Source organism: Colwellia asteriadis, from assembly GCF_039523295.1.
In the GTDB taxonomy this organism is placed as follows: Bacteria; Pseudomonadota; Gammaproteobacteria; order Enterobacterales; family Alteromonadaceae; genus Colwellia; species Colwellia asteriadis.
In genome coordinates this window covers 232,053-256,476 of the sequence record NZ_BAAAFA010000001.1, presented here as the reverse complement: position 1 = coordinate 256,476, position 24,424 = coordinate 232,053, and the positions used below count along the sequence as shown (strand labels likewise).

At 38.2% G+C, this 24,424-nt stretch carries 21 protein-coding genes; 17 read left to right on the top strand and 4 right to left on the bottom strand.

The window, feature by feature from the left end; translation table 11 throughout:
- Positions 1-428: 428 nt before the first annotated feature.
- Positions 429-647 carry a DUF6500 family protein gene (locus ABD005_RS01060; protein WP_215979684.1) on the top strand — a complete coding sequence of 73 codons (219 nt, stop codon included), beginning with the start codon at positions 429-431 and terminating at the stop codon, positions 645-647.
- A gap of 46 nt (positions 648-693) precedes the next feature.
- Here the strand turns inward: ABD005_RS01060 and ABD005_RS01055 are convergent, their stop codons facing one another.
- Positions 694-948, bottom strand: coding sequence for a DUF2164 domain-containing protein (locus tag ABD005_RS01055; protein WP_215979683.1), 255 nt, complete (start codon positions 946-948; stop codon positions 694-696).
- An 18-nt stretch (positions 949-966) separates the two neighbouring features.
- On the bottom strand, positions 967-1,428 hold the full coding sequence (locus tag ABD005_RS01050) for an Lrp/AsnC family transcriptional regulator (protein WP_215979682.1): 462 nt from the start codon (positions 1,426-1,428) through the stop codon (positions 967-969).
- Between the two features lie 348 nt (positions 1,429-1,776).
- On the opposite strand from ABD005_RS01050, the gene iscX reads away from it, so the two are divergent.
- The 12 genes from iscX to ABD005_RS00990 all read left to right on the top strand — a co-directional run bounded on the left by iscX (position 1,777) and on the right by ABD005_RS00990 (position 15,725).
- Positions 1,777-1,989 carry a Fe-S cluster assembly protein IscX gene (iscX, locus tag ABD005_RS01045; protein ID WP_343813904.1) on the top strand — a complete coding sequence of 71 codons (213 nt, stop codon included), beginning with the start codon at positions 1,777-1,779 and terminating at the stop codon, positions 1,987-1,989.
- Positions 1,990-2,113: 124 nt separating this feature from the next.
- The gene (locus tag ABD005_RS01040) at positions 2,114-3,802 is read left to right on the top strand and encodes an NAD-dependent malic enzyme (protein ID WP_343813901.1); all 1,689 of its coding nucleotides are present in this window, start codon (positions 2,114-2,116) and stop codon (positions 3,800-3,802) included.
- 248 nt (positions 3,803-4,050) lie between these two features.
- The gene (gene ndk / locus ABD005_RS01035; RefSeq protein WP_033092026.1) at positions 4,051-4,482 is read left to right on the top strand and encodes a nucleoside-diphosphate kinase; all 432 of its coding nucleotides are present in this window, start codon (positions 4,051-4,053) and stop codon (positions 4,480-4,482) included.
- A 201-nt stretch (positions 4,483-4,683) separates the two neighbouring features.
- Entirely contained in the window at positions 4,684-5,844 is a 1,161-nt protein-coding gene (gene rlmN, locus ABD005_RS01030) for a dual-specificity RNA methyltransferase RlmN (RefSeq protein ID WP_343813892.1), read from the top strand.
- 69 nt (positions 5,845-5,913) lie between these two features.
- The gene (gene pilW, locus ABD005_RS01025) at positions 5,914-7,641 is read left to right on the top strand and encodes a type IV pilus biogenesis/stability protein PilW (RefSeq protein ID WP_343813889.1); all 1,728 of its coding nucleotides are present in this window, start codon (positions 5,914-5,916) and stop codon (positions 7,639-7,641) included.
- A complete protein-coding gene (locus ABD005_RS01020; RefSeq protein WP_343813886.1) occupies positions 7,634-8,650 on the top strand; it encodes a RodZ domain-containing protein in 1,017 nt (338 codons plus the stop codon). Before pilW ends, ABD005_RS01020 begins: the two co-directional genes overlap by 8 nt.
- A 70-nt stretch (positions 8,651-8,720) precedes the next feature.
- Entirely contained in the window at positions 8,721-9,851 is a 1,131-nt protein-coding gene (gene ispG / locus ABD005_RS01015; protein ID WP_343813883.1) for a flavodoxin-dependent (E)-4-hydroxy-3-methylbut-2-enyl-diphosphate synthase, read from the top strand.
- A 146-nt stretch (positions 9,852-9,997) separates the two neighbouring features.
- Positions 9,998-11,278 (top strand): histidine--tRNA ligase, encoded by a 1,281-nt coding sequence (hisS, locus tag ABD005_RS01010; RefSeq protein ID WP_215979675.1) that lies wholly within the window; start codon positions 9,998-10,000, stop codon positions 11,276-11,278.
- Positions 11,279-11,287: 9 nt separating this feature from the next.
- Positions 11,288-11,968, top strand: a complete 681-nt coding sequence (locus tag ABD005_RS01005; protein ID WP_343813879.1) for a YfgM family protein — start codon at positions 11,288-11,290, stop codon at positions 11,966-11,968.
- Positions 11,969-11,980: 12 nt separating this feature from the next.
- Complete coding sequence (bamB, locus tag ABD005_RS01000; RefSeq protein WP_343813876.1) at positions 11,981-13,237, top strand: outer membrane protein assembly factor BamB; 1,257 nt, start codon at positions 11,981-11,983, stop codon at positions 13,235-13,237.
- A 144-nt stretch (positions 13,238-13,381) separates the two neighbouring features.
- Positions 13,382-14,860, top strand: a complete 1,479-nt coding sequence (gene der / locus ABD005_RS00995; RefSeq protein WP_215979672.1) for a ribosome biogenesis GTPase Der — start codon at positions 13,382-13,384, stop codon at positions 14,858-14,860.
- 181 nt (positions 14,861-15,041) lie between these two features.
- Complete coding sequence (locus tag ABD005_RS00990; protein ID WP_215979671.1) at positions 15,042-15,725, top strand: PilZ domain-containing protein; 684 nt, start codon at positions 15,042-15,044, stop codon at positions 15,723-15,725.
- A 138-nt stretch (positions 15,726-15,863) separates the two neighbouring features.
- On the opposite strand, the gene ABD005_RS00985 is transcribed toward ABD005_RS00990, so the two are convergent.
- Together ABD005_RS00985 and xseA are read right to left on the bottom strand one after the other, a co-directional pair.
- Positions 15,864-17,303 (bottom strand): sensor domain-containing diguanylate cyclase, encoded by a 1,440-nt coding sequence (locus ABD005_RS00985; protein WP_343813872.1) that lies wholly within the window; start codon positions 17,301-17,303, stop codon positions 15,864-15,866.
- Positions 17,304-17,473: 170 nt separating this feature from the next.
- A complete protein-coding gene (gene xseA / locus ABD005_RS00980; protein WP_343813869.1) occupies positions 17,474-18,823 on the bottom strand; it encodes an exodeoxyribonuclease VII large subunit in 1,350 nt (449 codons plus the stop codon).
- Positions 18,824-19,035: 212 nt separating this feature from the next.
- Here xseA and guaB point away from each other — a divergent pair, with 212 nt between their 5' ends.
- From guaB to ABD005_RS00960, 4 genes are all read left to right on the top strand, one after another.
- Positions 19,036-20,508 (top strand): IMP dehydrogenase, encoded by a 1,473-nt coding sequence (guaB, locus tag ABD005_RS00975; protein ID WP_215979668.1) that lies wholly within the window; start codon positions 19,036-19,038, stop codon positions 20,506-20,508.
- A 260-nt stretch (positions 20,509-20,768) separates the two neighbouring features.
- A complete protein-coding gene (guaA, locus tag ABD005_RS00970) occupies positions 20,769-22,358 on the top strand; it encodes a glutamine-hydrolyzing GMP synthase (protein ID WP_343813865.1) in 1,590 nt (529 codons plus the stop codon).
- 162 nt (positions 22,359-22,520) lie between these two features.
- Positions 22,521-22,943 (top strand): hypothetical protein, encoded by a 423-nt coding sequence (locus ABD005_RS00965; protein WP_343813862.1) that lies wholly within the window; start codon positions 22,521-22,523, stop codon positions 22,941-22,943.
- A gap of 322 nt (positions 22,944-23,265) precedes the next feature.
- Positions 23,266-24,243 (top strand): methylenetetrahydrofolate reductase, encoded by a 978-nt coding sequence (locus tag ABD005_RS00960; RefSeq protein ID WP_343813859.1) that lies wholly within the window; start codon positions 23,266-23,268, stop codon positions 24,241-24,243.
- The last annotated feature ends 181 nt before the right edge of the window (positions 24,244-24,424 follow it).

Here is a 24,424-nt window from a genome sequence, read left to right as displayed (position 1 = left end):
AAGGAGTCGACTAAGCTCCTTGGCGTTGTGCTAACCATGCGTTCAAGTGTTATTAAATAGCGTTAATAAAGACACCGTTAATAGGCGTAATTAATAGGCGTAATTAAGAGCGGTTGTGACGCAATAAATCATTATTTTATTTATCTGTGCGGCAAAACTATTCGAAAACACTTTTAAACAATTAACTCAACGGCAATTATCTAAAAACAAGCCTCTTGAATAGTCTTGAATTGGTGTGAAAAGTTGTGAAATATAGGATTTAAATTTCAAGTTGTTGAATTTATAGTTTTTATTTTTAATCTTTTAATGATGTAAAATAGATGTAATTTGCTTTATATAAAAATAAATATCCGTTTTTTGGGTGGCGTTATGATATTTTTAGCAGGTGTTTTGTTATTAAAATTGGTAATTTTCTAAAGGGGAGTGAGGTGCGTAATAGTTTACGGAGTAAAATAATTGAAGTGTGCAATAAAAAAATAGCGCAAAAAGGAAATAATGTTGGGTTGTCATTTTATGCTTTTTTTGCCAATAAAAATGATGACCCTGAATTATTAATGGAAGCTGCACAGTGGTGGATAATGCAGCATCAATTAGATCATTTTGAAAAAGCGATTAAAATTAAAACTATGATTGAAAATGATCGATAAATAACCTGAACTCAGCTTAAGAGATATGTGTTAAGCCGAGTTCAGGTTAAATAGGCTTTTCTATCTCAGTAATAGCCTCGTTGACGGTTTCAGCAACATTGTCTAACTTACTTGATATTACCACTTGCGCATCAAACAAACCGCGGTTGTAATAATAGCAGCCAACCTCTTTAGAGAAAAAGTCGAGTAAGAATTCAGCATCAAATTGACCAATGTCTTGATCTAATTCAAGGTTGAAGTAGCGCTGTATTTTATGAACTAATTGGTTTTTCTCTTCTTCTGAAAATTGAATAGGTGTCATTTTCTCTCCAATTGGTGGTTATTTTATATAATCAATCGGTAATGCGGTGGTGTATTTTATTTCTTCCATTGAAAAGCTTGAACTAATATCTGAAAAGTCAGCTTGGGTGATTAATTGCTTATAAAAGCTATCATAAGCCTGCATGTCTGGTACCACAACACGTAGTAAATAGTCTACTTCACCACTCATGCGATACGCTTCAACAATTTCAGGGAACTGCGCAACAATATTGGCAAAGTTATCTAACCACACAGGGTTATGCTGATTGGTTTTAATCATCACAAAAATAGATAAACCGACGTTGAGTTTATTCGGGTCTGCTAAAGCGACACGTTTTCTAATAACTCCTGACTTTTCTAATGCTTGTATACGCCGCCAACAAGGCGTAGTTGATAAGCCTATTTGCTCGGCAATTTCACTATTTGAGAGCGTACAATCTTTTTGTAAAATAGTAAGTATATGTTTATCGAAAGCGTCCATAGCTACCAAATATTGTTGATCTATTTAATTGTATGAAATATTAAACCATATTTAGCACTAAAGTTAGTATACAATTTTATGGTGCAACGTGACGTTGTGTAATTATTAACATTGACAATAAACGCCAGTGCGAATTATTGCATAAGTATAACGGGGAAATAACTAGGGCTTGAGTTAGCTAATGAAAAAAGAAGATGCTAAATGGTGGCATACAGACTGCCCCTTTTGTAAAAAACTAAGGTTGCTATTGGTTTGGCTTGTACTAATGTTAGTGGTTGATTATTTGTTTTTTCAGTTACTTTTTTAAAGTGATATTTATGTTTATTTCGCGCTTTGTAAGGAATAGCTATGACAGCTTCAGCAGGTTTAAAGTGGACAGATTCATTAGAAATTGCATTGGACTTAATGGAAATACACAGTGAGGTTGACCCACTGACATTGCATTTTACCGAATTACGGGAATGGGTGTTAGCGCTAGAGCGCTTTGACGATGATCCTAAACATTGCGGTGAACGTGTCTTAGAAGCTATTCAGCTAGCATGGATTGCTGAGATGGACTAACTTGTATTATTTTGTCAATACAGCAGCTTGTCTGCTTTGTTGCTGGTAAATAATGCACTATACTTGTGCGTTATCAATATTGTCTATTTTCATCATTCATAAATTATATAAGCAGCAAGTAATAATGACCCAAACAAAGCGCCCACTTTATATCCCTTACGCAGGACCTTCTCTTTTAGAAACCCCTTTATTGAACAAAGGCAGTGCCTTTAGCAAAGAAGAGCGAGTTAGTTTTAACCTTACCGGCTTAGTACCACCGCGTTTTGAAAGTATTGATGAACAAGCCGACCGTGCTTATCGTCAATATAATAGCTTTAGAACCAATATTAATAAGCACATTTATCTACGTGCCATTCACGATAACAATGAAACCTTGTTTTTTAAGTTAGTGCAAAATCACCTCGCTGAAATGATGCCAATTATTTATACGCCAACGGTAGGGGATGCTTGTGAGCAGTTTTCTGATATATACCGTAGTTCGCGTGGTTTATTTATTTCTTATGAAGATAGATACAACATTGATGATATTTTACGTAATGCCACTAAAAATAAAGTAAAAGTTATAGTGGTAACCGATGGTGAGCGTATTTTAGGTTTAGGTGACCAAGGTATTGGTGGCATGGGTATTCCTATTGGTAAATTATCTTTATATACCGCTTGTGGTGGTATTAGCCCTGCTTATACTTTGCCGGTAATGCTTGATGTTGGTACTAATAATCAAAAATTACTTGATGATCCTATGTATATGGGGGCGCGTCATAAGCGTATTGATCAAGACTCTTACGACGAGTTTTTAGAATTATTTATTAGCGCCGTTAAGCGTCGTTGGCCACATGTTTTATTACAGTTTGAAGATTTTGCACAGCCTAATGCAATGCCGTTATTACAGCGTTACCGTGATCGAATTTGTTGTTTCAATGATGATATTCAAGGTACAGCTTCAGTTACCGTAGGCACTTTACTTGCTGCATGTCGCAGTCGTGGCGTGCAACTATCAACCTTAAAAGTTGCTTTTGTTGGTGCAGGCTCAGCAGGTTGCGGTATTGCAGAGCAAATTATTAGCCAAATGGTTAGTGAAGGTATTAATGAAGAACAAGCTCGTAGCCAAGTATTTATGGTTGATCGCTTTGGTTTATTAACCGATGGCATGAGTGATTTACGCGACTTTCAACAGAAGTTAGTACAAGATAAAAGCTTGTTAAAAGATTGGGATATTAACGAGGAGTATGCTTCATTACTTGAAGTAATGCATGGCGCAAAACCAGATATTTTAATTGGTGTTTCAGGTCAAGCGGGCCTATTTACCGAAGAAGTGATTAAAGCGATGAAGTCTCATTGTGAATTACCGATTATTTTCCCGTTAAGTAACCCTTCTCGCCAAGTTGAAGCAACACCAACACAAGTCATTAACTGGACCGAAGGTAAGGTTATTATTGCTACTGGTAGTCCGTTTGAAGCGGTTGAGTATCAAGGTCAGTCTTATCCTGTTGCGCAGTGTAACAATAGTTATATTTTCCCTGGTATTGGTTTGGGCGTAGTATCAGCTAACATTAGCCGTGTGACTGATGAAATGTTATTAGTTGCTAGCGAAACCTTAGCAGCAGCATCACCATTAGCCAATGGCACCTCTAATGAATTGTTACCGCCATTAACTGAAATCGCTCAGTTGAGTAAAGATATTGCCTTTGCAATTGCACAAGTGGCTTATCAGCAAAACTTAGCATTAGAGCTAAGCGAAGAAGAATTACGAGCGAAAATAAATCGCAATTTTTGGAAGCCTGCATATCGCCAATATCGTCGTATTAGCGTGTAACTTTATTAACAGTCAAGTTAGTTAGGCAATAGCTAGCTAAGCTATAATATGAAGAATTAAAAGCCGACATCATGTCGGCTTTTTTTGGTTTAGTGTTAAGAACTCACATCCGATAATTAATTAGCAGTAGCGAATTTGAATATCATTAGGATATTTTGTCTACTTCGTCTATAATGCGCCCCAAAATTTATGCGGAAGTTTTTCGCTAAATTATTCAATTTACTTAATCTACAAAATGAGGGCTTATCATGGCTATCGAACGTACTTTTTCTATCGTAAAACCTGATGCAGTTGCTAAAAACTTTATCGGTCAAATCTACAACCGTTTTGAAACTGCTGGTTTAAAAATTGTTGCATCAAAAATGATCCACTTAAGCCAAGAAAAAGCTGAAGGTTTCTACGCTGAACACAGCGAACGTCCTTTCTTTGGTGCTTTAGTTGAGTTTATGACTTCAGGCCCAGTAATGGTTCAAGTTTTAGAAGGCGAAAACGCTGTTCTTAAAAACCGTGAAATCATGGGTGCTACTAACCCAGCTGAAGCACTTGCTGGTACTATTCGTGCTGACCTTGCTGATAGCATTGACGAAAATGCTGCTCACGGCTCTGACGCTTTAGAGTCTGCAGCACGTGAAATTGCTTACTTCTTCTCTGATGACGAAATTTGCCCACGCACTCGTTAATTAGTACCTCAGGCATATTGGCCTGAGCTTTAAGCTACCAAAGGATTTTACTGAGTAATTAGTAAAATCCTTTTGTTATTTTAGGCTAAGGTTCTTTCTTAGCTAATATTGCGATTTTAGCCTGAAAAGTGTACAATTCGTGCCCTTTGTTTAAGGCTTAAGCAATTAATCGCCTTTTTATAGTTATTGAGATTTTGTTGTATGAGTAATGTTACCGGTAAAGTGAACCTACTAAATTTTGATCACAAAAGTATGCGTGAATACTTTGACTCAATTGGTGAGAAGCCATTTCGAGCAGATCAAATTATGAAGTGGATTTATCACTTTGGGTATAGTGATTTCGAACAAATGACTAATATCAATAAAAAATTACGCGAAAAACTACAACGTAATTGTATTATTAGTGCGCCAGAAATCTCAAAAAAGCAAGTATCTGAAGATGGTACTATTAAATATGCTTTATTACTTGAGGGCGGGCAAGAAGTTGAAACAGTTTGGATCCCTGAAAATGATCGCGCGACGTTATGTGTATCATCTCAAGTTGGCTGTGCTTTAGAATGTACTTTTTGTGCTACTGCCCAGCAGGGCTTTAACCGCAATTTATCAATGTCTGAAATTATTGGTCAAGTTTGGCGTGTTGCCAATGATATTGGCGCAACACGTATTGCGGGCACACGACCTATCACTAATATTGTGATGATGGGGATGGGTGAGCCATTACTTAATATGAAAAACCTGATCCCAGCGCTTGATACTATGCTTAATGATTTAGGTTATGGATTATCTAAGCGTCGAGTCACGGTTAGTACTTCAGGTGTAGTACCTGCATTAGATATGCTGAAAGAAAAAATTGACTGTGCGTTAGCTATTTCTATTCACGCCCCTAATAACGCTTTACGCGATGAGTTAGTACCAATTAATAAAAAGTACCCATTAGAAGATTTTATTGCGGCATCAGCGCGCTATATTGATGGCTCGAAAGCGAACAAACAAGCTACTATTGAATATGTGATGTTAGATCATGTGAATGACAGTACCGACCAAGCACATGAGCTAGCTCATGCCTTAAAAGGTTTACCGAGCAAAGTTAACCTGATCCCTTTTAATCCTTACCCTGGTTCTCCGTATAAGCGTTCAAGTAATTCACGTATTGATCGTTTCGATAAAGTACTGCAAAGTTATGGTTTAACGGTTATTACCCGAAGAACTCGCGGTGATGATATTGATGCAGCTTGTGGACAATTAGCCGGTGATGTTTTAGATAGAACCAAACGTACTGGCTTTGCAACACAAGCAAATGCCAACACAAGTTCATTGAAAAATACTAGTAAAGCTGACACTATCTCAGTCAAAGCACTTTAGTGGTTAAGCTAAGGGCATAATTTATAAAAATAAGAGGCGGTTACTACAGTGCGCATGTTAAATAGCAGTATGTCAAAAATAGGAATTCTGACAAAAAACATTTGGCCTAAATGCGTGCCGCTACTATCGGCTTTTATCTTGTCTGCTTGTGTTACTCAAAGCTACGAAAATAATACCCCTGTTGTTGAAAATAGTGCCAGTAAAAATGAGATGGCAGCAACCCGTATTTCCTTGGGGCTAGGTTATTTAAATATGGGCAATATGACCCAAGCTAAAATGAACTTAGAAAAAGCTAAACGTTTTGCGCCTGATTTAGTACAGGTTTATACCGCTTTTGCACATTATTATGAAACCGTAGGCGAAAACGAATTAACGGTGCAGTCTTACGAAAAAGCGCTTTCATTAGCCCCCAATGATGCCGATACGTTAAATAACTATGGTGTTTTTCTTTGTCGTCAAGATAAAGTTCATGAAGCTGAAACTCAACTCTTAAAAGCTATTGCTGTTCCTTCGTATTTATTGGTTGCACAAAGCTATGAAAATTTAGCCTCGTGTTACCTGCAAATTGATGACTTTACTAAAGCGGAGCAATATTTAAATAAAGCTATTGCTCATAGCCCCAATAGAACAGCGACATTATTACAGATGGTGCGCTTGCAATATGCAATGAATAATTATGAACAAGCTAAAGTTTATCAACAAAAGTTTGAGCGTAATACCCATCGTTTTTCTCCCGATTCATTAGCATTAGCGTATAAAGTTTACTGGCAATTAGGTCAACGAAAAACAGCGCAAAATTATGCTAATATGTTGGTGAGAATGTATCCGCAATCGTGGGAAAGTAAACAATACTTACTTAATGAGTTGCAACAAATTGAAGCTGATCTTCTCGCGCAAAGGTATCAACTAACTCAGCGTAATAATGAGCAAGAGCTGCCTGTTAGTGATGGTAAAAAACGTATTGTTAAATTATCACCGAAAAAGCCAAGGAGCCAAACACTCATTACTAATAAGCAAGCAACGTCAGCAGCATTAACAGCCTCGGTGGTTTCGCCAAGTAGTAATGAAGAACAATACTTAGCGGACAATAAAGTTGAAAAAGGTTTAGACGAGCAAGCTGAATCTACAGAAAGTGACACAATAGCAAGCGTTAATGAAACACCTATTGAAAAAAACGCTGCTGAAAAAATAGTAACAACACCTGCTGATACTACTAGCGATAAAGGCGTAAATAATGCTGCCAGTAGTGCAAATAAGCTCGTAGTGGCTGACCCCATTGACGATGAAAAAGCAGGTGTGGAACCTATTGTTGAAACTCAAGTTGCAGAAAAGACAGTGCTTGAAGAGGCCAATAACGATTCTACATTAATGGTAAGTGCTGATATTGATAGTATGAAGGCGGAAAACAGTGCTACTTTTACTAAGCCAGTGCCGGCAAAGCGTGATACTCCATTGCCGGTAGTTACTGACTATGTCGAAGAGAGTAATACTAGTACGGCAGATACTACCTCACAAATCACTTCGGCTATTCCTAAAGGTGATAACCCTACAAAGGAAGTCACAGAAAGTGTTATTAGTGAGCCCGTTGTAGAGCAAGCAGTTATTGACACGCCTAAGACTAATAAAGCAACAAGGCATACTGTTAAAAAAGGTGAAACCCTTTATGCTATTTCAGTAAAATACAATGTCAAACTCCAAGCTTTAAGAGCGTGGAATAATATGTCAGAAAAACAAAACCTGCATGTTGGTAAAAACCTTTATGTCGTTAATCCGGAAACAGTGAATATTAATGAATAACAATAAACGTGGTGACTTCTCTAGTGAGCATGTCGCCGAAGAATTAAGTGATGATATGATTATGGTAAGCCCTGGCACAATGTTACGTGAGGCTAGGGAAAAAATGTCGTTAACACAGGCTGATATTGCCACACGACTTAACTTTAGAATACCTCTCGTTGAAAGTATTGAACAAGATAACTTAGATCCATCACTTCCGGTGACTTTTAATCGTGGTTATTTGAGCAGCTATGCGAAAGTTGTTGGTGTTGATATTAATGATGTTTTAGCCAGTTATGACGCATTAGGTGCGGCACAAGCACAGCGTAGTGAAATGCAAAGCTTTTCAAAACTAACGGTAAAAGAAGCAGAGCATAGTCGTGTTATGTGGTTTAGCTATTTAATTATCGCTATTTTAGTCGGTTTGACTGTTTTGTGGTGGTTACAAGAATCACGTGAACCAACCCAAACAACAGAAACGCCAACAACCGTGAGTCTCACTTCTAATTCAGAAAGCCTTTCAAGTGAACCTGAAGTAGTTGTGTCTAATGAGCAAACATCAAACGCGATAGAAGAGCTTAACGAAAATGAAAGCGTGAAACAAAAATTAGCTGAAAATAGCCGCGATGAAACGAGCACTGAAGGCGAACAGGTAAATACTGATATTGTAAATAATCCGAGCGAGATAGAGCTACCGAGTGACGATAATAAGGCTCCCGAAGTCACTAGTGTTACTCAGCCAACTAGCACAGAAAATAATATTGAAGTTGACGTTGAAGTTGCTTTAGCGCATGCCGTTTTTACTTTTTCAGGTGATTGCTGGGTCAATATTTATGATGCTAGTGGTGAGCGTGTTGCTTGGGGCGTTAAAAAATCAGGTTATATTATGACTGTTGAAGGTAAAGCGCCTTTACAGGTTACTTTAGGAAAGCCTGAGTTAGCAACCATAGTATACAACAATGAGCCTATTGATATGTCGGCGTTTAATGCGGGTAATATTGCAAAATTTACCTTGCCGTTATCAGAATAGTTCACGTATAAAACTTAACGAATTTGTCATTAATATTTATAGGACGGGATAACTTCCCCGATATATTAAAATGTTTAAAGAATCTCCAATTATTCGCCGCGTATCTCGTCAAATTATGGTAGGTAATGTACCCGTTGGCGGTAATGCCCCTATTAGTGTTCAGTCAATGACTAATACATCAACCACCGATGTTGCCGCAACTGTCGCACAAATTAAATCTTTGGAAGCGGTTGGCGCTGATATTGTTCGTGTTAGTGTGCCAACTATGGATGCCGCTGAAGCATTTCGTGAAATTAAAAAGCAAGTGAATGTACCACTGGTTACTGATATTCATTTTGATTACCGTATTGCCCTGAAAGTTGCTGAATACGGCGCTGACTGTTTGCGTATTAACCCAGGAAATATAGGGCGTGAAGACCGAGTTCGCAGTGTAGTTGAGTGCGCTCGTGATAATAATATTCCTATTCGTATTGGCGTTAACGGCGGCTCGTTAGAAAAAGATATTCAAGAGCGTTATAGTGAACCGACACCTGAAGCATTACTTGAATCGGCTATGCGTCATGTTGATATTCTCGACCGACTTAATTTTCATGAATTTAAAGTAAGCGTCAAAGCATCTGATGTGTTTTTAGCTGTTGGTGCTTATCGCTTATTGGCAAAGCAAATAGATAATCCATTGCACTTAGGGATTACCGAAGCAGGTGGTTTACGTTCAGGCTCAATAAAATCATCGGTTGGGCTCGGTTTATTATTAGCCGAAGGTATTGGTGATACATTACGCGTATCTCTTGCTGCCGACCCCGTTGAAGAGATTAAAGTCGGCTTTGATATTTTAAAATCATTAAAACTGCGTAGCCGAGGCATCAATTTAATTGCCTGCCCAAGTTGCTCTCGCCAAGAGTTTGATGTGGTTTCTACCGTTAACGCATTAGAGCAACGTATTGAAGATATTATGACGCCAATGGATGTGTCTATTATTGGCTGTATTGTTAATGGCCCAGGAGAAGCAATGGTTTCTGATTTAGGCTTAACGGGCAGCAGTAAAAAAAGTGGCTATTATCTTGATGGTATTCGTCAAAAGGAACGTTTCGACAATAACAACTTAGTTGATCAGTTAGAGCAGCGTATTCGCGCTAAAGCGCATGCCATGACTGAGCGACTTGATGAAAAAAATAAAATCGACTTTAAAGAAGTTGAATAACTACACAAAATCAGCCGCTTTATAATCATTTAAGTATCTTTTTATAAGGTATATAATGCGCGCGGCATGAAGTTTACGCTGACTTATGCACTATAAGTCAGACGATAGATAATCGATAACACAAGAAGTATAAGAGAGACTGCTCAGTGGCTAAACAGAAGGCTCTACAAGCAATACGTGGTATGAACGATTGCTTACCGCACGAAACAAATATTTGGCAAATGGTTGAAGGTGTTTTACGCCGTGTGGCAAGTAACTATGGTTTTGCCGAAATTCGCATGCCGATAGTTGAGTCAACCGCTTTATTTAAACGCGGTATTGGTGAAGTAACCGATATCGTTGAAAAAGAAATGTACACGTTTGATGATCTTAATGGTGATAGTTTAACTTTACGCCCTGAGGGTACTGCAAGTTGTGTTCGTGCCGGTAATCAACATGGTTTATTGTACAACCAAGAGCAGCGCCTTTGGTATATGGGGCCGATGTTTCGTCATGAAAGACCACAAAAAGGTCGTTATCGTCAGTTTCACCAATTTGGCCTAGAAGCCTTTGGTATAGCGACTTCTGATATAGACGCTGAAATTATTTTACTAACCGCACGTTTATGGCGGGAACTTGGCATCAATGAATTTGTCACACTAGAGTTGAATTCATTAGGTTCAAATGATGAGCGAGCAAATTACCGTGAAGCATTAATTGCTTATTTAGTTGAACATGAGGAGTTACTTGATGATGACTCGAAGCGTCGTATGCATACGAACCCGTTACGAGTATTAGATAGTAAAAACCCACAAGTTCAAGCAGCATTGGTAAATGCACCTAAATTATCTGATCACTTTGGTGAGGAAACTCAAGAGCATTTTGATACATTATGCCAGCGTTTAGATGCCGCCGGTATAAAATATGTATTAAATGAGCGTTTAGTACGTGGTTTAGATTATTACAATCGCACTGTATTTGAATGGGTTACTGAAAGCCTTGGCGCACAAGGTACAATTTGTGCTGGTGGTCGTTACGATGGCTTAGTTGAGCAGTTAGGTGGTAAAGCAACACCTGCTTTTGGTTTTGCCTTAGGTATTGAGCGCTTAGTTTTAATGCTAACCGAGTTGGATAAGGTCACTAATATTCGACCACAGGTTGATGCTTATATCGTTATTTTAGGCGACGATGCGCAAATCGAGTCAAATAAACTGGCTGAACAGTGGCGTGATGAAGTGCCAAATATTCGCTTACAATGTCACTGCGGTGGCGGTAATATGAAAAAACAATTAAAACGCGCGGATAAATCAGGTGCACAAATCGCTTTGATTTTAGGTGATAACGAAATTGCTGAACAAACAGTAATGGTTAAATACCTACGCGGTCAACAAGAACAGCAAAACGTAGCATTTTCAGAAATTCCGCGTTTATTAACAGAATTAATTTAAGGGTGTAGTGTGGAAGTTTATCAAACGGAAGAACAACAAGTAGAAGCAATTAAAGGTTACTGGGAGAAAAATGGTAATACGATAATTGCGGGTGTGATTTTGGGTTTTGCTGGTTTTATTGGTTTTAACTTATATCAAGATAACAAACTTGAGCAAGAACTTGCTATATCTGATAGTTACCAAGCACTTATTGAAGAAAGCGAAGCAGAGGATGCTGACTTTTCAGCTAATGCTGCTGAATTTATTAAAAATAACAGTGAGAGCAGTTATGCAGCATTAACCGCCTTATCATTAGCGAAAGAAGCTGCTACACATCAAGATTGGTCGAAAGTAAAAGAGCAACTAGCAATCGCTATCGAAAAAGCACCAAGTGAAGGTATTAAAGCCATTGCCAGCTTACGTTTAGCGCGAGTACAGGTTCAGTTAGAGCAATATACAGAAGCATTAGCTACATTATCTGCTCCATTACCTGTAGCATTTACTGCCGCTATTGAAGAAATAAAAGGTGACACATATTTACTGCAAGGTAAAAAAGATTTAGCTCGAAACGCTTATCAAGTTGCAATTGCTGCTGACGGTTTAGCGAACAACACTAATTTACAAATGAAACTCGATGACTTAGCACAAGTATCTACTTTACCTGAGCCAATGATTATTGAAACTAGTTCGACTGAAAAGTCAGCTAACTAATTAAGGCTGGCTATGCACCTATTCAAAAATGAAATTGATGGCTGTTTTGTTAAGCGCTTTTGTAATCGCAATACATTAGTAGCATTATTACTTTCTTCTACATTATTGGCTTGTTCATCAACCGATGATGAAGACCCAGACACGTTAGTTGCCGAGTTAACAGAAATTAACGAAACTTTTACTCCACAAGTTTTGTGGGACCGTAGTGTTGGAGACGGTGTTGATGATTACTTTTCTCGCCTAAAACCAGCGGTTGCTTATGACAAAGTTTATAGCGCTAGCCGTGAAGGTGATGTTATTGCTTTTGATATCAAAACGGGCAAAGAAGTGTGGCAAAATGATTTAAGCGATATTAACAATGAACGCAGCTTTTGGGATGCTCGTGTTTCGGCACTCGTTGCTGGTGGTCCAACAGTTGGTTCGGATAAAATTTTTATTGGTACTGAAAGTGGTAAAGTCTTTGCGTTATCAGCACAAACAGGCGAGTTAGTTTGGCAGGCAGATATTAAAGGTGAAGTAATTACTAAGCCAGCCTTAGGTGAAAACATTCTTGTCGTTAACACTGCCTCTGGCATTATGAAAGCGTTTGATGCCAACACTGGTGAAGAGCTTTGGAAAGTAGAGCAAGACGTACCGGCTTTAACTTTACGTGGTATTAGTGCTCCTGTTATTGCGTCAGGTGGCGTTATTCTTGGAACAGGCAAGGGCGAAGTAAGTGTTTATATTTTAGAGAAAGGCCAACAAGGCTGGACTACTGAAATAGGTGAAGCATCAGGTACTACAGAGTTAGAGCGCGTGATAGATGTAGACTCAGCACCGGTAATTTTTGGTGATAAAGTGTATGCCATTTCTTCTCGTGGTAATTTAGTCTCAATTGAGTTGCAGTCTGGCCGTATTATTTGGAAGCGTCAGTACTCTTCATATAGACAAATAGCGGTATACCGTAATGACATTTATATAACCACAACGAAAGGTCACGTTTACTCGTTAAACCGTAATAATGGTATTGAGCGCTGGAGTAACTTAAGTTTAACTAATCGAGGTGTAACTGGTCCTGCAGTCGTTGATAATTATATTGTGGTTGGTGATTTTGAAGGATACTTGCACTGGTTAAATCAAGAAACCGGTGAGATAGTGGCACGTCATGAAGTTGATGGTAGCGGTATTCACTCAACACCAACAGTTAGCGATGATGTTATTTATTCGCAATCAAGGGATGGTGATTTACAAGCAATAGCCACACCTAAAATAGTCACAGCAGAGAAGTAATCCTGCTTATCGTTCCTTTTATATAAAAGGGACTAAAATTATAAACGGCTCCAATGCAAAGCATGTGGAGCCGTTACTTGTTTTTAGCAATATCAATTTTGCGTTATAATGTAATGCATTGATATTTCAAATTTAGAGGTTTCCATGCTTCCTGTTGTCGCCTTAGTTGGCCGTCCTAATGTTGGAAAATCAACACTATTTAACCGCTTAACACGTAGTCGTGATGCGCTAGTTGCTGATTATCCTGGTTTAACTCGCGATCGCCAATATGGCCAAGCTGAAGTTGAAGAGCACCCTTTCATTGTTATTGATACTGGTGGTATTAATGGTGATGAGCAAGGTATTGATTTATTGATGGCAGAACAGTCATTGATGGCCATTGAAGAAGCTGATGCTGTGCTCTTTTTGGTAGATGCACGTGATGGTTTAACTTCGGCTGATCACGGTATTGCCGAGTATTTACGTAAGCAAGATAAAAAAGTATTTTTGGTTGCTAATAAAATTGATGGTATTCATGGTGATTCAGCTGTTGCTGAGTTTTATTCACTTGGTTTAGGTGAGCATGTTCATCAAATTGCCGCGGCACATGGTCGCGGTGTAACACAATTATTAACGATTGCGTTAACGCCACATATTGAAGCGCTTGGTCAGCCTAAAGTAGAAAAAGCTGAAGGTGATGAGTTTGAAGAAGAGTTTGAGGTTGAGCTAACTGAAGAGCAATTAGCTAAAAAACTTGCAGCTGAGCCACAAGAAAATGATAAAATCAAGCTTGCCATTATTGGTCGACCTAATGTCGGGAAATCTACGTTAACCAACCGTATTTTAGGTGAGGAACGTGTGGTTGTCTATGATATGCCAGGTACAACTCGTGACAGTGTTTATATTCCGATGGAGCGTAACGGTCGTGAATATACATTGATTGATACGGCAGGTATTCGTCGTCGTAAAAATGTCACCGATGTTGTTGAAAAGTATTCTGTCATTAAAACACTACGTGCAATTGAAGATGCTAACGTTTGTTTACTGATTATTGATGCGCAAGAGGGGATTAGCGATCAAGATTTAAGCTTACTCGGCTTCATTCTTGAGGCTGGGCGCTCGTTAGTATTAGCGGTTAATAAATGGGACGGTTTGGAAGAGCATGAAAAAGATCGTATTAAAACAGAGTTAGATCGTCGCTTAGGTTTTATTGACTTTGCGCGTATTCACTTTATTTCAGCATTACATGGTACCGGTGTTGGTCATTTATATGAGTCAGTTGAAGAAGCTTTTGTTTCTGCAACAAAACGTATTTCAACAGCAATGGTAACTAAAATACTTGATATGGCAGCGTTTGATCATCAGCCGCCTATGCATAATGGCCGCCGCATTAAGCTTAAATACGCCCATGCTGGTGGTTATAATCCACCAATTATTATCATTCATGGTAACTTAGCTAAAAAGCTGCCGATGTCTTATAAACGCTATTTAATGAATTATTACCGCAAGTCATTAAAAATGATGGGAACACCTATTCGTATCCAATTTAAAGATACCGTAAACCCATTTGCAGGTAAGAAGAAGCTTACTTTTACTGAGCAAAAGAAACTTGCGCGTGCTACGCAAGGTTATAAGAAAGATTAATCCCCATTCTGCCTATGAATGATTAAAGCGACCTTTTGGTCGCTTTTTGCATAAAGCTTTGCGAGTAAGCTGTATAGAGCCTAAGTTAATTAATTGTTTATCAACATTTAATAGCAATATTGCAATTAGCTAAAGCTTTGGCTAAGGTAAGTTATACTGACCTTTTTTATATCATTAACTTATGGCTGAAGCCGCAACTCAAATAGACACCGCTAAAAGGTTAAGCCAAAACTTAGCTTTATTACATGCTGGCTCAACCGTGACGATTGATATCACTACGCCGGCGGGGCAGAAGGGTAAGTTCAGAACAACCTTTATTGGCTACTTGCCTAAGCAATATATTTTAATACAGTTTCCGGAACTCACTAAATTAGGCCGTTTCTCGCAATACCTTAACCAAGGTGCAGGTATTACTGTTAGAGGCTTAATTGAAGGTCATGAAGGTGTAGTTGTTGCTTTTGTCAGTACTATTAAGCAAACACTGCAAATGCCATCTCGTATTATGGTATTAGACTTTCCACGTTCAGTTATGGTGCAAAACTTGCGTTCTTCTGTTCGTATCGACACTCAGATCACCGCTAAAGTCAAAATAGATCAGGCTTATTGGCAAACCACTATTCTTAATTTGTCTGTGGCTGGTGGGCAGTTAAGTATTGTGAATGGCGATAAACTAATGCTAACTGAAAATAAAGCCATTGAGATTATTATTGAGGGAGAAGATGGTGTTAGTAATATTAAGTTACAAGCTATTATTTGTAATGTTAAACAGCAAGTGGAAGGTTTGTCTTTTGGTGTTAAATTTGCTGAAGAGAGTGCTTCACAAGTTTCCGATTTGTTATTACAAGTCATAACGGTTGAAAGCTAACTGCGTTAAATTCGCCTTATTACCATAAAAAATTCAGGTTGAGGGAACATTGAGTTTGTGTTTATAAGTCAGTGCTTTAGTTAGACCGAAAGCCAAGGTCAAGATTAACTACCTTCATCTATATTGTTATTAAATTACCTATTCTGACTCTACCGCAATACAGTTTTTACCGTTATTTTTGGCGGTATAAAGCGCATTATCGATTCGTTTAAATAAAGACTCAACAGTATCATTTTCATTTGCTGTTGTTACCCCGATGCTGATAGTGACGCCTTTATTCGTTATTTCCTTTAAAGCTACGTTTTTTTCTACTGCTGAACGTAGTTGCTCCGCTATTAGATTTGCATGCGCTAAGTCGGTATCTTCGAGTAAAATAATAAACTCTTCGCCGCCCCAGCGGGCAACTGTATCACTTTTTCGTATACTTGATGTGAGTATGCCAGCTAAACTCTTGAGGGTTTTATCACCAATATCATGGCCTAAGGTGTCGTTAATAGTTTTGAAGTTATCAATATCAATAAATAAGGTTGAAAGCGGTGTGTTATTTCTTAATGTTAATAACAAGCTATGTTCTAGTATATTATAAAAAGTGCGTCTGTTGGCGAGCTCGGTCAACGGATCTGTATTGGCGAGAGTATTGAGTTTGTTATGTATGCTACGCACGTAAAAGATAATAATCACAGCAATTAATAGCGTGATTATTAATGATATACATACATTTAAATAGAAGGTTTCTTTTACGCTTGCAGTAAAGTTATCTACTTTCGCTTCAACGATAAGGTATAAATCTAATTCAGGAATGTATTTGGCATTTAATAAATAGTCATTATTGTTTTGGTTATATTCTAGTAGCAGGTTATTTTTATTTATGATGTTTGATAACTGTGATTTTAATGCTGAGATATCACTTATGTTAGCTAAATTATTAACGGACCTTTCAGAAACTACAACTTCTCCTTGTTCATCGATTAAATAAACATTGAAGTTATATTGCAGCCTGAAATATTTTAACATCTCGTTAATATATGAGGTTTTTAACCCAATACCTGTGGCGCCTATCATGTGATATTCATCATCAAAAATCTTGTAATTAATAAACATGATCAACGAATCACCTATATTCTCGTTGTAATCAATATTAATTTCATGGCTTTTACTGCTGTTCTTAAACTTGAAATACCATTGATTATGCGCTTTATCAGCGGATAGTTTATCTAAAACGCCACTTGCGGTGTAATAATGCTGACTTTTTTCGGATACTAAAAAGGTGGTATACATTTTATATTTGTTTTGAATGGTATCGAGGAAGCGAGTGACCTGTTCAATATCGTCTTCTTCATGGGTTAGCCAGTCTTTCATGAAGGTATCACTAGACATCATTGATGCGATAAGGCTTGGTTCAATAATGTTCTTTTGTATTTCAGTGTAAATGTTGTCAACGGTTAGTGGTAAAGCACTTTCTTTAAGGTGCTTGGTCGTTGAGTTTATTGAAGCGAAGTAGTTAATTAACGTTAAACTTGAAGAGAGTACGAAAAGCAGCGCGGTGATTATAACAATTATTTGGTAATTAAATCGCATGAAATACTAATACAATAAAGCGTTATAAGACTGTTCTTATCTTAGCAAATTGTTGAGTTATTGCGAGTGCTAACTTTTTTAATTAGAGGAAAAAGAATCGGAACTTTTACTTTTAGGTGGTTAACAGGGGCTTATTCAAAATAAGTCTAGCATTAACCTTGAGGTATTATTCATTCTTTTATGTTTAAACGAGTCGCTTTTGCGGCAATAACACCATCACTTAATTGAATGCTAAGTTCATCGCCAACTGTAACTTGTGTCACCCTACTAACAACACTATTTTTATTGTCACGAGTAACACTATAACCCCTGGCAATGGTCGCTAGAGGGCTCACTAATTGTAATTGCTCAATGAGATGCACAAAGGTTTCGCTTTTATGTTGCAGGTGAAGTTGCTGGCTATGAATTAATCGTTGGGTACTTTGCTGTATAATGTCTTGGTGGCGTTCAATTGTTTTTAAAGGTGAGCTTTGTAACAAACGTTGCTGTAATTGAGTCGGTTTATGTTTATTTTCAAGCAGCGTACGTTTTATTACCTGCTTCAAGCGTATGGCTAACTCATCGGCTTTTTGCTGCTGTAATTGTAATTGCTGTTCTGGGTGAACTTGATTAAGGCGGTGTTGTAAATAATTACTGCGGTCGTAGCGCTTTGTTAATTGCGCTTGATGAGCTCTTATTAGGCGCTGTTTTAATAGGCTAATGTTATTTAACTGTGCTGAATTATCACTTGATACTAGCTCTGCCGCCGCCGAGGGAGTTGGCGCTCGCAAATCAGCAACGTAATCACTCAAGGTGGTATCTATTTCATGTCCAACGGCACTAATAATAGGAAGCTTACTGTTATAAATACTGCGAACAACGCTTTCTTCATTAAATGGCCATAAATCTTCTAATGAACCACCGCCACGACCCACAATAAGTACATCACATTCATTACGCATATTGGCCATAGCAATTGCATGACAAATATCACCTTGAGCATATTCACCTTGTACTAAAGCGGGGTAAATAATGATGTTAATGGTTGGGTTCCTGCGTTTTAAAACACTAATGATATCTTTAACCGCAGCACCTGTTGGGGAGGTCACAAGGCCTAAAGTGGTAATGTGCTCAGGAATAGGTTTTTTATGAAAGGCATCAAATAGCCCTTGTGCATTTAATTGGTTTTTTAATTGCTCAAATTGCTGACGTAATAAACCTGCGCCAGCATCTTCCATGTGTTCAATAATTAATTGAAAGTCACCGCGAGGCTCGTAAAGTGATACTTTTGCGCGTACTAATACTTGCTGACCATTACTTGGTTTGCCGGTGTTTAATCGAACGCGACTATTGCTGCCTTTAAACATGGCGCACTTTACTTGCGACTTACTATCTTTTAATGACAAGTACCAGTGACCTGAGCTGGCTGCGATGAAGTTAGATATTTCACCCGTGAGCCAAACGGTATTAAGCTCGCTTTCAAGAATAAAGCGAACTTTTTTAGTTAATTCGCTGACTTTTAATATGTGCTGTTGGCTCATGAAAAATTGGCTTAATATCGTTTGAGGAAAAGGTTAGTAGACATCGGAAAACGCCATTATTTATTGATTAGGCGTGACTTTCAATTTATTTTCATTATTTGTTGGTTTTTATCACCTGTTTTTGCAAAAAGAGGTTTACCTAAAACAAGAAAACGGTTAAAATTCTGCCGCAATATTCCCTCCCTAACCAACCTTTTTAGAGAGACGTTGCGATGCTAAGAATTGCCCAAGAAGCACTAACTTTTGATGATGTACTACTGGTACCTGCCCACTCAAAAGTACTTCCACATACCGCTGATTTAAAAACAAAATTAACGCGTAAAATTAATTTAAATGTACCTATGGTTTCTGCGTCTATGGACACAGTAACCGAAGCACGCTTGGCTATTACTTTAGCGCAAGAAGGCGGTTTAGGCTTTATCCACAAAAACATGACTATTGCCGAGCAAGCGCAAAATGTTGCTAAAGTTAAAAAATATGAGAGCGGTGTGGTTTCACATCCGGTTACCGTAAACCTTAATTTTACGCTTGAGCAAGTGATGCATAAAGCCGATGATTTAGGTTTTTCTGGTTTCCCTGTCGTTGATGATAACAACAACCTAGTCGGTATTATTACTAGTCGTGATTTGCGCTTTGAAACAGATTTAAGTAAAACTGTTTCAGCATTAATGACGCCTAAAGAAAACCTAGTCACGGTAAAATCAGGTGCTCCACGTGAAGAGATTTTAGGTTTAATGCATGAAAACCGTATTGAAAAAATCTTAGTGGTTAATGACGCTTTTCAATTAGTGGGTTTAATTACCGCGAAAGACTATCAAAAAGCAGAAAGCAAACCAAATGCATGTAAAGATGAGTTAGGTCGTTTACGTGTTGGTGCTGCTGTTGGCGTTGGTGCTGGTACCGATGAGCGTATTGATGCCTTAGTTGCTGCTGGCGTTGATGTCTTATTAATTGATACTTCTCATGGTCATTCACAAGGTGTTATTGATCGTGTTAAAGAAACACGTGATAAATATCCAGATTTACAAATTGTTGCGGGCAACGTTGCTACTGGTGCTGGCGCTAAAGCATTGGCTGATGTTGGTGTAGATGCGGTAAAAGTAGGTATCGGCCCTGGCTCTATTTGTACCACTCGTATTGTGACGGGCGTAGGTGTACCACAATTAACGGCTATTTCTAATGCTGTTGAAGCACTTAAAGGTACAGGTATTCCTGTTATCGCTGATGGCGGTATTCGTTTTTCTGGCGATATTGCTAAAGCACTCGTTGCTGGCGCACACTGCGTTATGGTTGGTAGCATGTTAGCGGGTACTGAAGAGTCTCCTGGTGAGGTTGAGCTTTACCAAGGTCGTTACTACAAATCCTATCGTGGCATGGGCTCTTTAGGTGCAATGGCACAAAAAGATGGCTCTAGCGATCGTTACTTCCAAAAGACTGATGGTGAAGCCGATAAATTAGTCCCTGAAGGCATTGAAGGTCGCGTAGCATATAAAGGTCCAGTTGCTGCTATTATTCATCAGCAAATGGGCGGATTACGCTCATCAATGGGCTTGACTGGTAGTGAAAACATTGAAGTGATGCGAACTAAACCTGAGTTTATGAAAATTACTTCTGCGGGTATGGGCGAGTCGCATGTACATGATGTCGCTATTACGAAAGAAGCACCTAACTACCGTTTAGGTTAATCGAATAATTTTTTTCCACGCTATTTAGCACAATAGCGGCATAGGATGTACTCATTGACTAAGGTCAACTCCGAGCACCTTCTTTGCGCTAATGTTAACTAGCTTGGAGCTAAATTATTCTTAACATTGAATAAGTTTAGCAAAAAAACTTCAAACAGGCTGAGCACTATCTATAAATAGAGATGCTCAGCCTGTTCATTTTAGAAAATTAGTAAATACTTCATTTTGAAGAAACTTTGAAGATAATAGGAACAAAACTCATGACGACAAGTACCACGAAAGACATTCATGATCACCGCATACTGATATTAGATTTTGGTTCACAGTACACCCAGCTTATTGCACGCCGTGTACGTGAAATTGGCGTATATTGTGAACTTTGGTCTTGGGATGTAACTGAAGAGCAAATTAAAGCGTTTAACCCAACAGGTATTATTCTTGCTGGTGGTCCAGAGTCAGTGACTGAAGCTAACTCTCCACGCGCTCCAGAGTATGTTTATAACGCTGGTGTACCTGTTTTAGGTATTTGTTACGGCATGCAAACCATGGCTGAGCAGCTTGGCGGTGGTGTACAAAGCTCTGAGCATAAAGAGTTTGGCTACGCTGCGGTTGAATTAATTGCACAATCAGCATTATTTCATAATGTTGAAGACAGTATTGGCGTCAATGGCAATGCATTACTAGATGTTTGGATGAGCCATGGCGATAAAGTATCGGCTATTCCTGAAGGTTTTGTAACTGTTGCACAAACACCTAGCTGTGCTTATGCGGCTATGGCTAATGAAGACAAGCAATTTTACGGTGTGCAATTCCACCCTGAAGTAACACACACTAAACAAGGTTTACGTATTTTAGAAAACTTTGTTGTAGAAATTTGTCAGTGTGAAAAGTTATGGACACCTGCCTCAATTATTGATGACGCCATTGCCAAAATGAAAGAGCAAGTAGGCGATGATGAGGTTATTCTAGGGCTTTCTGGTGGTGTTGACTCATCTGTTGTTGCGATGCTTTTACATCGCGCAATTGGCGATAAATTAACCTGTGTATTTGTTGATAACGGTTTACTTCGTTTAAACGAAGGTCAACAAGTTATGGATATGTTTGGTAATCATTTTGGTTTAAACATCATTAAGATTGATGCCGAAGAGCGCTTTCTTGATCGTTTAGCTGGCGAGAATGAACCAGAAGCTAAACGTAAAATTATTGGTAACGTGTTTGTTGACGTATTTGAAGAAGAGTCTAACAAATTAGAAAACGCAAAATGGTTAGCACAAGGCACTATTTACCCAGATGTGATCGAATCTGCTGCTTCTGCTACCGGTAAAGCACACGTAATTAAGTCTCACCATAACGTTGGTGGTTTACCTGATTACATGAAGTTAGGTTTAGTTGAGCCATTACGTGAGTTATTTAAAGATGAAGTACGTAAAATTGGTTTAGAGCTAGGTTTACCATACGACATGCTTTACCGTCACCCGTTCCCAGGTCCTGGTTTAGGTGTACGTATTTTAGGTGAAGTGAAAAAAGAATACGCTGACTTATTACGTCGCGCCGATGCTATTTTCATTGAAGAGCTACACAAGCATGACTTATATAATAAAGTAAGCCAAGCCTTTACCGTATTTTTACCGGTTCGCTCTGTTGGCGTAATGGGCGATGCACGTAAATATGATTGGGTTGTTAGCTTACGTGCTGTTGAAACCATTGACTTCATGACGGCGCATTGGGCACACTTACCATATGATTTCTTAGGGTTAGTCTCTAACCGTATTATTAATGAAATTGATGGTATTTCGCGTGTTGTGTATGACATTTCAGGCAAGCCACCAGCAACAATTGAGTGGGAATAATTTAGCACGCTTTAATCGTTAAATATTATGCCTAGTTATAAAACCTCATTACTGTAAAGTGGTGAGGTTTTTTATTATACGTTTATAGCTTATTTTTTAATTGATTAGTTTGTTATGAACTCATACAATCAGCTTCTTATTGATAATTAAAAGGAAAAAATTATGATTTACGGGATTGCTTTAATCTTACTGAGCCTATTAGCGGTGCCTTCTTTAATTCTGTCGAAAAGACCAGACGCAAAAGATGTGCTAGCAAAAATAGCGCCTTATCAAGGTTGGATTGGCGTTGTATTTTGTTTTTGGGGTTTATGGGGAATTATTGCTGCCGTAGTTAACTTCGGTTTATTAACGAGTGCTCCTATTTGGTGGATTACTTGGTTAGCAAGTAGTGTCGTTCAAGCTATTTTAGGCTTTATGCTAGGCTACAATCTTATCAATAAGTACGTATTATCTAATTCAGAAGAAGGCGCTAAAAAAGGCGAAGAGTTACTTGCTAAACTTGCACCAATGCAAGGTAAAGTAGGTTTGGTTGGTTTATGTCTTGGTGTTTGGACAATCATCGCTAGTCTTTTGTTTAAGGGCTAATTGCTCCGTATTAACATGGCAGTAATCGATAGCGGCATTGCTATAAGGTTACTTACTTGAAAGCCCAGTATTTAAATCATAAATACTGGGCTTTTTTATGGGCGGTTATAAATATATTAGTGAATATTTTATCGAGCATAATAATACTTGGGCATAACTACTCAATGCTCAAGCATAGCAATATTAAGTAACCTGAGCTTGATGTATGAGCGCAGGTTAAGTAGACGAATATAACTTATAAAATATCAATGGTTGACAAAATAAACTATTTGCATGATTATATAGCCATCTAAACGTCTAAAGAAAATTAAAGAAGAGCATTTTGACTACACAATCAGAGCTTAAAGCTAGATATAACGATATTAACCGAGGTGTTTACTTTATTGGCACTACACCGCCTAAAAGTGATACGCCACTTGATAAAGTCGCTGACATTGCGGATAAATTACTTGAGCGTGTAAGCGATATCGACTTTGATGGTTTGATTGTTTATGACATTCAAGATGAAAATTCACGTATTAGTAAGCCTCGACCTTTTCCGTTTAAGTCTACTCACGATGCGCGCCTTTACTCTTCTTTACTCAATAAAAAGTCTCATCGACCAGTAATCACGTATAAAAGCGTAGTGCAATCGAACAGCGAAGACTTTAATAACTGGGCCAATGAAGCTTGGGATGAATATGGCGTAAAAGATGTTGTATTAGTTGGCAGCCCGTCAAAAAAGAATGAAATTTCATTATCGTTAGCTGGCGCTTATAAAACCTTAGTTAACAATCCTAATGAATTTTTTATTGGTGGAGTAACCATTGCTGAGCGTCATGCTAGTAAAAAAGATGAGCATGAGCGTTTAATTGCTAAGCATAAACAAGGGTGTAGTTTTTTCATTTCACAAGCCATTTATGATCCTCAGGCGACAATAGACTTACTAACGCGCTACGCCATTGAATGCCAAAAGCAAGGGCTTAAACCACAACGATTAATTTTAACTTTTTCACCTTGTGGTAGCGAAAAAACCTTAGAGTTTATCGATTGGTTAGGGGTGAACGTACCTGAAGCAACTAGCTTACGCATTTTAAATGCAGAGAAACCCTTGTATGAATCTATTCGTATTTGTGTGAATAGTTTACAGCAAATTTTAGATGCAGTATTACCTTACGATTTACCATTAGGGCTTAATATTGAAAGTTTAACTAACCGTAAAGAAGAAATTGACGGCTCTATTTTATTGTACAAGTTATTACGCTCAAAAATGGATAACTTCTTAGCTAAAAAAGAACTCGCTGCTTTAAATAAAAAATAGCGAGTAAGTTAACTATGCTAAAAAGCTCACTATTTAGTGATCTTTTTAGCTTTTACACGTTGATAGAGTCAGCTTAAAGCTCACAGTAATTACCTATACTAACCGCTCATCATTTTTCTTAGCCGTTAAGCACATTACCTAACAAACCTACCATTTGAATGTTTATAGTCGTTTCACTTAA

What these genes read in the sequence shown, in the direction of transcription:
- pilW (WP_343813889.1), top strand. Translation starts at nt 5,914, where the DNA reads ATGTCAAAAATAGGAATTCTGACAAAAAACATTTGGCCTAAATGCGTG.
- ABD005_RS00990 (WP_215979671.1), top strand. Translation starts at nt 15,042, where the DNA reads ATGGCTGAAGCCGCAACTCAAATAGACACCGCTAAAAGGTTAAGCCAA.
- ispG (WP_343813883.1), top strand. Translation starts at nt 8,721, where the DNA reads ATGTTTAAAGAATCTCCAATTATTCGCCGCGTATCTCGTCAAATTATG.
- ndk (WP_033092026.1), top strand. Translation starts at nt 4,051, where the DNA reads ATGGCTATCGAACGTACTTTTTCTATCGTAAAACCTGATGCAGTTGCT.
- guaB (WP_215979668.1), top strand. Translation starts at nt 19,036, where the DNA reads ATGCTAAGAATTGCCCAAGAAGCACTAACTTTTGATGATGTACTACTG.
- xseA (WP_343813869.1), bottom strand. Translation starts at nt 18,823, where the DNA reads ATGAGCCAACAGCACATATTAAAAGTCAGCGAATTAACTAAAAAAGTT.
- ABD005_RS01055 (WP_215979683.1), bottom strand. Translation starts at nt 948, where the DNA reads ATGACACCTATTCAATTTTCAGAAGAAGAGAAAAACCAATTAGTTCAT.
- ABD005_RS01040 (WP_343813901.1), top strand. Translation starts at nt 2,114, where the DNA reads ATGACCCAAACAAAGCGCCCACTTTATATCCCTTACGCAGGACCTTCT.
- ABD005_RS01050 (WP_215979682.1), bottom strand. Translation starts at nt 1,428, where the DNA reads ATGGACGCTTTCGATAAACATATACTTACTATTTTACAAAAAGATTGT.
- ABD005_RS01020 (WP_343813886.1), top strand. Translation starts at nt 7,634, where the DNA reads ATGAATAACAATAAACGTGGTGACTTCTCTAGTGAGCATGTCGCCGAA.
- rlmN (WP_343813892.1), top strand. Translation starts at nt 4,684, where the DNA reads ATGAGTAATGTTACCGGTAAAGTGAACCTACTAAATTTTGATCACAAA.
- guaA (WP_343813865.1), top strand. Translation starts at nt 20,769, where the DNA reads ATGACGACAAGTACCACGAAAGACATTCATGATCACCGCATACTGATA.
- iscX (WP_343813904.1), top strand. Translation starts at nt 1,777, where the DNA reads ATGACAGCTTCAGCAGGTTTAAAGTGGACAGATTCATTAGAAATTGCA.
- der (WP_215979672.1), top strand. Translation starts at nt 13,382, where the DNA reads ATGCTTCCTGTTGTCGCCTTAGTTGGCCGTCCTAATGTTGGAAAATCA.
- ABD005_RS00985 (WP_343813872.1), bottom strand. Translation starts at nt 17,303, where the DNA reads ATGCGATTTAATTACCAAATAATTGTTATAATCACCGCGCTGCTTTTC.
- ABD005_RS00965 (WP_343813862.1), top strand. Translation starts at nt 22,521, where the DNA reads ATGATTTACGGGATTGCTTTAATCTTACTGAGCCTATTAGCGGTGCCT.
- bamB (WP_343813876.1), top strand. Translation starts at nt 11,981, where the DNA reads ATGCACCTATTCAAAAATGAAATTGATGGCTGTTTTGTTAAGCGCTTT.